The organism is Roseofilum sp. SBFL, from assembly GCF_017746885.1.
Lineage (GTDB): Bacteria > Cyanobacteriota > Cyanobacteriia > Cyanobacteriales > Desertifilaceae > Roseofilum.
The window spans coordinates 1-9011 of record NZ_JAGHZH010000177.1; the positions used below are offsets into that span (position 1 = coordinate 1).

General features: G+C 46.2%; 7 protein-coding genes. 2 read left to right on the forward strand and 5 right to left on the reverse strand.

The genetic code is table 11. The features are described 5' to 3' along the window. Positions 1-191: 191 nt before the first annotated feature. The 5 genes from J7545_RS19285 to purE all read right to left on the reverse strand — a co-directional run bounded on the left by J7545_RS19285 (position 192) and on the right by purE (position 6527). Positions 192-1604, reverse strand: a complete 1413-nt coding sequence (locus J7545_RS19285) for an ABC transporter substrate-binding protein (RefSeq protein ID WP_318698342.1) — start codon at positions 1602-1604, stop codon at positions 192-194. A gap of 305 nt (positions 1605-1909) precedes the next feature. Continuing rightward, entirely contained in the window at positions 1910-3103 is a 1194-nt protein-coding gene (locus J7545_RS19290) for a 4-hydroxy-3-methylbut-2-enyl diphosphate reductase (RefSeq protein ID WP_318698341.1), read from the reverse strand. A 21-nt stretch (positions 3104-3124) separates the two neighbouring features. Next, the gene (locus tag J7545_RS19295; RefSeq protein WP_318698340.1) at positions 3125-4039 is read right to left on the reverse strand and encodes an SGNH/GDSL hydrolase family protein; all 915 of its coding nucleotides are present in this window, start codon (positions 4037-4039) and stop codon (positions 3125-3127) included. Positions 4040-4183: 144 nt separating this feature from the next. Beyond that, a complete protein-coding gene (locus J7545_RS19300) occupies positions 4184-5623 on the reverse strand; it encodes an ammonium transporter (protein ID WP_413038761.1) in 1440 nt (479 codons plus the stop codon). A 385-nt stretch (positions 5624-6008) separates the two neighbouring features. Beyond that, the gene (purE, locus tag J7545_RS19305; protein ID WP_318698338.1) at positions 6009-6527 is read right to left on the reverse strand and encodes a 5-(carboxyamino)imidazole ribonucleotide mutase; all 519 of its coding nucleotides are present in this window, start codon (positions 6525-6527) and stop codon (positions 6009-6011) included. 63 nt (positions 6528-6590) lie between these two features. Here purE and J7545_RS19310 point away from each other — a divergent pair, with 63 nt between their 5' ends. Both J7545_RS19310 and nagA read left to right on the forward strand, forming a co-directional pair. After that, positions 6591-7589: an ROK family protein gene (locus tag J7545_RS19310; RefSeq protein WP_318698337.1), complete on the forward strand. Its 999-nt coding sequence runs from the start codon at positions 6591-6593 to the stop codon at positions 7587-7589. 146 nt (positions 7590-7735) lie between these two features. Next, positions 7736-8914 carry an N-acetylglucosamine-6-phosphate deacetylase gene (nagA, locus tag J7545_RS19315; RefSeq protein ID WP_318698336.1) on the forward strand — a complete coding sequence of 393 codons (1179 nt, stop codon included), beginning with the start codon at positions 7736-7738 and terminating at the stop codon, positions 8912-8914. Positions 8915-9011 lie beyond the last annotated feature (97 nt).

The following is a 9011-nucleotide window of genomic DNA, read 5'->3' on the forward strand; positions in this document are numbered from 1 at the left end:
CTCTCTCTACCATTGAGCCTCCTTGTCACCCCTTGAGCAGCTCCACTTGTGATGAGGGATTGAACAGTCCTTGAATCCCCTGCTTCTATCGCTTCAAATAATACTGATTTTTCAGGCATTTTCTTGAGTGATTGATTACAGATGTTTAACCAATGAGTATTCATCCTAAATTAAGAACAGTAGAGGAATCATTATTGTTCTGGTTTAAATCCCACTAGGGGAACAAAATCATAGCCGAATCCGGTGAGATCGCCAGGTTGAACTTGTACTAACTGGAGGGCTTGATTGCGATCGCCTGATGGCAGAAACCGAATAGTTCCCGATGCACCACTGACCTGAAAATCCGGAGCCACCAGAGCTTTCTGGATACTGGAACGACTCGGTTCTTCGCCAGTGAGCGCCTCTAACAGCGCTTGAGCCGCATCATAGGCTAAGGCAGTGCGCCAATTCACCTGTGCGCTCCATAACTGGAGGCTGCTTTGGGCAAAAGCCGAGTTGGCATTGGCGACAAAATCCCAAGGGATAGCGACAACCATCCCCATTGCTTTTGCTCGTCCTGCTTTTAAGACTTCAGATCTGTATAAACTATCGCCTCCCAGCAGAGGTAATTTATGGTTATTAATAATGATCGCATCAAGGGCATCAGGGAATACCGTAGAATCCGAGGCAAGTAAAATCGCCTCAGCACCTTGAGCCATAACCTCTTCAATCGCTTGACTCGGATTAAACATGAAGCTGGCAAAGTCTATCTCGGTGACCACCTCACCGCCATCCGCAAATAGGGCGGTAGTAAAGCTATCTTTGAGGGATTGACTATAATTGCTGGTGGAGTTAAAAAATACAGCTACTTTTTGTTTTTGTAGATCTTGAAGTAAATAGCGAGCAAGAGTTGTCCCCGAAAAGCGATCGCTTGGAACAGTGCGGAAAATATAATTGCCTCTCCCCGATAACTCTACGGAAGTAGACGTAGGAGAAATCATTACCAATTGCCCATTTTCGTATACAGAAGCAGCCGCCAGGCTCACCCCACTACTATAGTGGCCAATGACTGCCAAAATGCGATCGTCAGCTACCAGTTTTTGGGCAATCTCAACAGCAGCATCTGGATTATTCGCATCGTCAGCAATTAAAATCTGTATGGGAGTTCCTTGAATTCCTCCCTGTTCATTCATCTCTTGTTGCGCTTGAGCTGCACCGCGCAGTAACTCTTGGGCAGCATTAAGTTGGGTGGTAATGGGGACAGATACAGCCAGGGTATAGGCTGTTTGCCCAGCAATGCGGGCGTTGTTCAGATAGATCAGCGCTTCGGGATCGTTACGATTGATGTTTAAAGAGTCTTCTAAATTGGCGATCGCCTCTTCCCAATTTCCTTGCGCTATCTGAGCGACTGCACTCCGTTTCTGGAGAGTTGCCCCTTGCGTAATTAACAATCGCTCTCCAGTACTGAGCCGCTCCTCTACTTGAAAATCCACCATTTCCGGTGAAGGGGAACTAGCAATCTGCACCTCTGTCCGATTCAGAAACCACCATAAACCCAAACCCACTACGCCCAAACACACAATTAGGGCAACAACTAAGATTGGGGTGTCATTCTTTTGAGCCATCTGTTCTCTCCAGAATTCAAAGCAATTAAAAATTAAAGATTAGGTCTGATGCCAACTCTAGCGCTACGCACAGAGACTCTTCATCGATCATCGAAAGCAAGGATTATATCATTTCTCTATGAACATGCACTATAACTGAGCAATACAACAGAAAAAGTCAACAAAAACAGGGGGAGTTAGTAGATTACCCCTGTTTTTTTATAAGGCAATGGGATAACACTATTTATGGATAGTTCAAGAAAAGGACAAAACTGGGTTTTTCCTATTCCCCATTCCCCATTCCCCATTCCCTAGCACATAGCGCCCTATGCTTTAGCAGCAAAAATCTTTTCTAAGACCTCTTCCACCGCCTTATCCGGAGTAGAAGCACCAGAAGTAATACCGATTACAATCTCACCAGAAGGTAACCAATGGTCAGCAATGGCGATCGCCCCATCCAACGGTTTATGTTCAATACGATTATCGGCCAAAATGCGAGCGCCCCCATCAATATGATAGGAAGGAATACCTCTGGCGATCGCAATCTCTTGTAAATGGGTCGTATTCGATGAATTAAAGCCACCAATGACCACCATCAAATCCATGGATTCTTCAACCAAGCCTAACATGGCATCCTGGCGCTCTTGGGTGGCATCACAAATCGTATTAAAACTATGAAAATGCTCCGTCAAGGTATCAGGGCCATACTTTTTCATCATTGTATGTTCAAACAACTTGCCAATCTGCTCCGTTTCACTTTTGAGCATGGTGGTTTGATTGGCAATTCCCACCGCGACTAAATCTCGGTCTGGATCGAACCCTTCGGAGCAAGCGCGACTAAACTTGTCTAAGAACTCCGTCTTATCTCCCCCATGAAGAATATAGTTACAGACATATTCTGCTTCTGCCCTATTCAGGACAATTAAATAGGTTCCTGCAAAGGAACTGGTCGCCACAGTTTCCTCGTGCTTATACTTGCCATGAATAATCGAAGTGTAGCTTTTCTTTTTGTGTCTTTCTACTGTATTCCAGACCTTAGACACCCAGGGACAAGTGGTATCCACAATTTTACAGTCCTTGTCATAGAGCTGCTTCATTTCCTGCACGCTTGCGCCAAAAGCCGGTAAAATCACCACATCTCCTGAGTTCACCACCGAGAAATCTTTAGTGTTCCCTTCAACCGGAACAAACTGCACATTCATCTGGCGCAAATGGTCATTAACGTCTGGATTATGGATAATCTCATTGGTAATCCAGATCTCTTCGGTGGGGAAATGTTCGCGAGTTTCATAAGCCATGGCTACTGCTCGTTCCACTCCCCAACAAAATCCAAAGGACTCAGCCAATCGGATAGTTACCTTTCCCTGAGTAAGCGTATAGTTATTCTCGCGCAACTGTTGCACCAGGGGACTTTGATATGCCGTGTTCATTAACTCAGTCACTTCCTCTTTGTGACCGAACCCTTTGCGATGGTAATTGTCAGATTTTTTGAGCGTGCTAGAAAAGGCTTTAGTATCCATGGATTAATGAGTGTCTGTGAGTTAGGGATAGCCCTGGCGAGAGTCTAGGTAATGTTGGCTGAACATTTGCATAGCCGTACTCCAAATCAAATAGCCTTGATGATTCAGATGTAAGCCATCAGTCGTTAACTCAGCCCGTAGACTCCCTTGTGCAGTTGCAAACAGGGGATATAAATCAAGATAATATACTCCGTGGGACTGAGCTAGGGCCCAAAGGTGTTGATTCAGTTGGCGAATTCGTTCATTCGAGACCGATAAAAGACGTTCTTTCTGTTCCCAAGTCGCCTGTGGCCCTTGATGGGGCAAGATAGATTGGATGACCAGTTTTGTCTGGGGGTGATTCCATTTCAGGTCTTGAATAATTTGCTTATGGTTATCCAAGATTTCGCGATCGCTCACTCCCTTGAGCAGATCGTTAATGCCAATTAGAATAAAGATCGTTTTGGGGTTCGTGCCATCTAAAAGAGGTAAACGGCGATATAACCCCCCAGAAGTTTCCCCAGAAATCCCCTGGTTGAGCCAAGTTTGTCCAGGAGGTAGCAAGGCTGGAGGAAACCATAAACTAATTGAGTCTCCCGCTAAAATGGATAAATTTTCCGGTTGTTGAGTCGCTGCAACTTGGGCTTCTCTAGCCAAGAGTTCCACCCATTCTTGATAGGTCAGGTGATGACTCTGAGGTTTATCGGGGGCTGGGGCTGGAGATGGGGATGAAGATGGGGTTGGAGCTGGGGTAACACTCTGTTGCACACCCGTCTTCACTGAGACGATCTTGGCCTGAGCAGGGATACCAGAAGGAGTATCCGTTATTGGTCGGAGAGATCGCCCTTCGACCAAGTCCATCTCACGCTGCCCCTGGATCAGTAATAAAGCTAAGACCACATTGGCAGATAGAGATAATCCTACCCAAATGGGAATTTTTTTTCTACGGTTGAACACAACCCTACACCGATTCAACAGACTCAATTACCAATCCCATGATAGGATCGGACGCTCAACAAAACAAAGCCGCTAAGGAAAATCTTTAATCCTTAGCGGTTCTCATCAGAGGAAATAACTTAACCTTAAAACACTCTAGAGCAATTAGTCTGAGCTACCTTTAGAACTAGCCGCCTTCATTGCATCTGCCATTCCTCCACTCCTTACTCCACTGGACTCTTTCAAGAATCCACTGTAAGCTTCCATGCCATGTTCAGCGATATCCAAGCCTTCAAACTCTTGTTCTGGATGGACGCGGATACCGACGGTTGCTTTGAGCGCTAACCAGAAGATGGTACTGAGCAACACCGTAAAGCCACCAATGGTTAGAATACCGATAATTTGGGCAATCAGTTGATTGGCCCCACCGCCATAAAATAGGCCAGATTCCGTATTAAACAAGCCAACAGCTATAGTTCCCCAAGCCCCATTGACCAAGTGAACCGAAATCGCACCCACAGGGTCATCAATTTTGAGAACGGTATCGAAGAATCCAACTGCATAGACCACTAGGATTCCAGCAATTAAGCCAATCATCACAGCTCCGACATAAGACACTCCATCGCAACCCGCCGTAATCCCTACCAGACCAGCCAGAATACCATTGATGATCATCGATAGGTCAGGCTTACCATCTTTGAGCCAAGAAACAGCGGTAGCTGAAACTCCACCGGCAGCAGCAGCTAGGTTAGTTGTGACCGCAATGTAAGGAACTGCTTCATCAGCCGCCAGTTGGGAACCGGGGTTAAATCCAAACCAGCCAATCCAGAGGATGAGACATCCCAATGTAGCAATACTCATACTGTGGCCGGGAATCGCGCGGGCTTGGCCATCTTCATATTTACCCAGCCGAGGCCCTAAGATCGCCGCACCCATCAAAGCTGCCCAACCTCCAACAGAGTGAACGACGGTAGAGCCAGCGAAATCAGAAAATCCCGTACCCAGGAAACCAATATCGCTTAACATACCGCCACCCCAAACCCAGTGACCGGAGATGGGATAGCTAATGCCCACAATCAGTAGGGAGAAGAGAACAAAGGCGATAAACTCAATCCGTTCTGCTACTGCTCCGGAAACAATCGTGGCAGCCGTTCCAGCAAAGGCAGCTTGGAAAAGGAAGAATACCGGAATGGGTAACCCCCCAGGGAATGGGTCAAGACCATAGGTTGCCGGATCGGTGCTGCTGAGGAACCAACCGCCACCTCCGATGAAGCCATTACCTGAGCCAAACATCAGGGAAAAGCCAATAGCCCAAAAGCTGAGAGTTGCTAGGGCAAAGACGATCAGGTTTTTGGAGAGGATGTTGACGGCGTTTTTCTGACGACAAAATCCGGTTTCTAACATGCCAAACCCAGCATTCATGAAGATGACCAGGATGGCAGCAATTAAAATCCAAATGGCATTGAGGACTCCTTGGATATATTCTGGAGACCCAGGTTGGGCAGCTTCTTGAGCTTGGGCGGCCACTTCCCAAATCACCACAATGATTGCGGATAGGGGAATACAGGCGATCCAATTGAGAGTACTGCGACGACCCCATAACATGCGTAGGGCGCTCAGTTGGGGCCGTTGCCTCCAAGGCTTATGGCCCAAGAGGTTTGAGAGTTTTTTCGGACTCCCTCCGATATCAAGGCGTTGAGTTTTCAATGATTGTCTTTCCATGAATTTCTTTATTGGAGAATCACCGCAAAAATCAAAAATTTGGAGATGCAGTTTACTCACTGAGTAGGTGACAATAGATAGGCTTCCAGCTTTTCGTAGAACCAATCTCATCAGGATGCTGTCAAACTCAATGCCGACTTTAAGGTTTACTTTAAGCTTGGCTACTCCTTGAATTGGTTCTGTGAATACGATAGGTAGATTGCATCAATTTCGATGAGTTTATTCTGTACTCTAGACTACTTTTTGAAGATTCTCTTGAAAAATTATATTACATACTTTCTAAGTAATCTGCATATCCCAGACGTTCTAATTGAGTTTGTTTATCAATTACTGATTGATTAAGTTGTTGACGATAGGCTTGAACAGCTTGCAGTAACTGGGGTTGAGAAGTGGCTAAGATTTGAATCGCTAATAGTCCGGCATTCTGAGCGTTGCCGATCGCCACAGTTGCCACGGGAATTCCTCTGGGCATCTGTACAATGGAGTAGAGGGAGTCGAGTCCTTGTAGATGGCGAGAGGCTACAGGTACACCAATAACCGGTAAAGGCGTTAATGAAGCAACCATTCCCGGTAGATGGGCTGCCCCTCCAGCGCCAGCGATAATGACTTTAATGCCCCGTTCATGGGCTTTCTGGGCATAGGTGACCATCCGTTCGGGCGTGCGATGGGCAGAAACAATGGCTACTTCAGTTGGGATTTGAAAGTCTTCGCAAACGGCGATCGCCGCTTTCAGGGTGGGCAGATCGGAATCACTGCCCATAATAATACCAACGAGAGGATCGGACATAAACATCAGGTATTGAGATTCAGGATTTGATACGATGCAATATACCGCTTAACGGAGGTCAAAATGAGCATTTATTTGGGCATCGATATCGGAGCCAGTACGGTAAAACTGGGATTATGGGATTCGGAAAACGGGGTAATTGGCGATCGCCTAGACAACCCCAGTCGCGCTTCCGAAGGCCCTGATGCTACCGTAAACGTGATTAAAAACGCCGCCCAAGAGATCTTCAAAATCAATAATGTTAATCCAAAAGAGGTCAAGGCGATCGGCGCATCTTGTCCCGCTCCCATTGACTCTTCAGGACTGTGCGTTTATCCCACCAACATCGATCGCTCCTGGCAAGGAGTAAACGTTCAACAGAAACTCTCCGATACCTTCAACTTACCCGCACTCCTCCTCAATGATGGCGATGCTGCTGCCTACCGAGAATACACCGTCAGAGAAGCTCAAAATCAAGCCTCTTCCTCCATGGCTCAGTTTATTACCGGAACCGGATTAGGAGGAGCCTTAATCATCAACGGTAAAATCTTTTCTAGTCCTGGAGTCAGCGCAGAATTCGGCCATATTCTCGTCGATACCAGCGAGAATGCCGACCTTTGTGGATGTGGTGCTAGAGGATGTGCCGAAACCAGAGCCTCCTTACTCGGACTCAGAAACATGGTCAAACACCGACAAGCCAAAGGCAATGTCCCCGAAGTTCTGCAAGGTAATCCCATGGAAGTTGCCAAAATACTCCGCGACCTCGGTCAAGCGGACAATCCCCTCCAAGATGTTACAGACATCTGGCATGAATATTTTACTAATTTGGGAAGAGCTGCCAAAAATGTCCTCAATACCATCGGATGCGACCTCGTTGTGATCTCTGGTGGAGCGCAGGAAAAACAGAAAACGGCATCTGATGAATCTTATAAACGATTTAAAAAGGATGCTATTGGTTGGATTCGCCATGAAATTGACCATTCTTTCCCTCATCTGAAAAACACTAGAGTCGAATGGTCAATTGATACCCTATCCGATAGTGCCGCTTATGGTGCAGCACAATATAGTGCTACCCACTGGTAATGGGTCATGGCTCTAAAGTAGTGTCTTAAAAAATTAGAGTGTTGTTGTGCTTTAGCGCGATGGAAGCTCAAAGCGGCTAAAGCGCAACAACAAAGAAAATATAATTCACCCGTTTCAAGAATCTTCACTTGCAATCATCTAATTTTATGAATCCTAACCTAAATATTATTAACGCCCACCTGCCCGGATATCAAGAACGACAGACGTTAGTGATTCGAGAGGGTCAGATTCAAGCCATCGTACCTACCCAAAACCAAAACACTCGAGAGCAAGCCAATCTAGATGTTCACGGGGACTGGATCTCCTTGACAGGAATTGACCTACAAATTAATGGCGCACTGGGATTAGCCTTTCCCGAAATTACCAGCGCAGATGAGGAAAAACTTAATCAAATTTGTCAACTGTTATGGCAACAAGGAGTTAGCTATTTCTTGCCGACCCTAGTCACGACATCCATTGAAAATATCCACAGATCCTTAAAAGTCTTCTCACAATTTTCACCCTCGAAAAATGCGGCTAAACCCTTGGGTATTCATTTAGAAGGGCCATGCTTAAACCAAGAAAAACGGGGCGCTCATCCTTGGGAATATCTGCTTCCCTTAACTCTAGAAAACATTAAACAGGTATTAGGTGACTATGCAGAAGTTGTAAAGGTCATCACCCTTGCACCAGAACTCGATCCCACGGGTGAAGTGATTTCCTACTTAACCTCCTTGGGAATTACAGTGAGTCTCGGTCACTCCCAAGCGACCCTAGAGCAAGCGAAATTGGCCTTTGCACAGGGCGCAACCATGGTGACCCATGCGTTTAATGCCATGCCCAGTTTACACCATCGAGACCCCGGTTTATTGGGCGCTGCATTAGTGAATCCCAAAATTTATTGTGGGTTAATTGCAGATGGAATTCATGTGTGTCCCACGATGATTGATATTGTATTGCGAGCGAATTATAAAAATATTTTTCTGGTTAGTGATGCCCTGGCTCCTTTAGGTTTACCCGATGGAATTTATCCCTGGGATAATCGAAATATTGAAGTCAAACAGGGAACTGCACGGTTACTCGATGGTACGTTGTCGGGCACGACATTACCGTTATTTGCTGGAGTAGAAAATTTAGTGCGCTGGGGTGTTTGTGAGTTAGGCGAAGCAATTGAGTTAGCGACAGAAATTCCGAGAAAAGCTTTGGGGATGCCTGGCATTTCTGTGGGTCAACCTGCCGATCTACTCCGTTGGTCTTGGAATGAGTTGGAACAGCGATTAACTTGGGAGAGGTTAGAAACCCGGTTTCTTGAACAATACCTTCGCCAATTGGCTCAGGAAGCATGATTGGCAGAAACCTTGTGAATGCGTCCTAAAGAGCTAATGCGTGTGTAAATCTGAGCCAATAAAACTGGCTCAGGTTTTTCCGGAAGCAGTTTTATCA

Excerpts from the sequence above, each read along its gene's own strand:
- J7545_RS19285 (WP_318698342.1), bottom strand. The coding sequence starts at position 1,604 with ATGGCTCAAAAGAATGACACCCCAATCTTAGTTGTTGCCCTAATTGTG.
- J7545_RS19290 (WP_318698341.1), bottom strand. The coding sequence starts at position 3,103 with ATGGATACTAAAGCCTTTTCTAGCACGCTCAAAAAATCTGACAATTAC.
- J7545_RS19300 (WP_413038761.1), bottom strand. The coding sequence starts at position 5,623 with ATGTTATGGGGTCGTCGCAGTACTCTCAATTGGATCGCCTGTATTCCC.
- purE (WP_318698338.1), bottom strand. The coding sequence starts at position 6,527 with ATGTCCGATCCTCTCGTTGGTATTATTATGGGCAGTGATTCCGATCTG.
- J7545_RS19310 (WP_318698337.1), top strand. The coding sequence starts at position 6,591 with ATGAGCATTTATTTGGGCATCGATATCGGAGCCAGTACGGTAAAACTG.
- nagA (WP_318698336.1), top strand. The coding sequence starts at position 7,736 with ATGAATCCTAACCTAAATATTATTAACGCCCACCTGCCCGGATATCAA.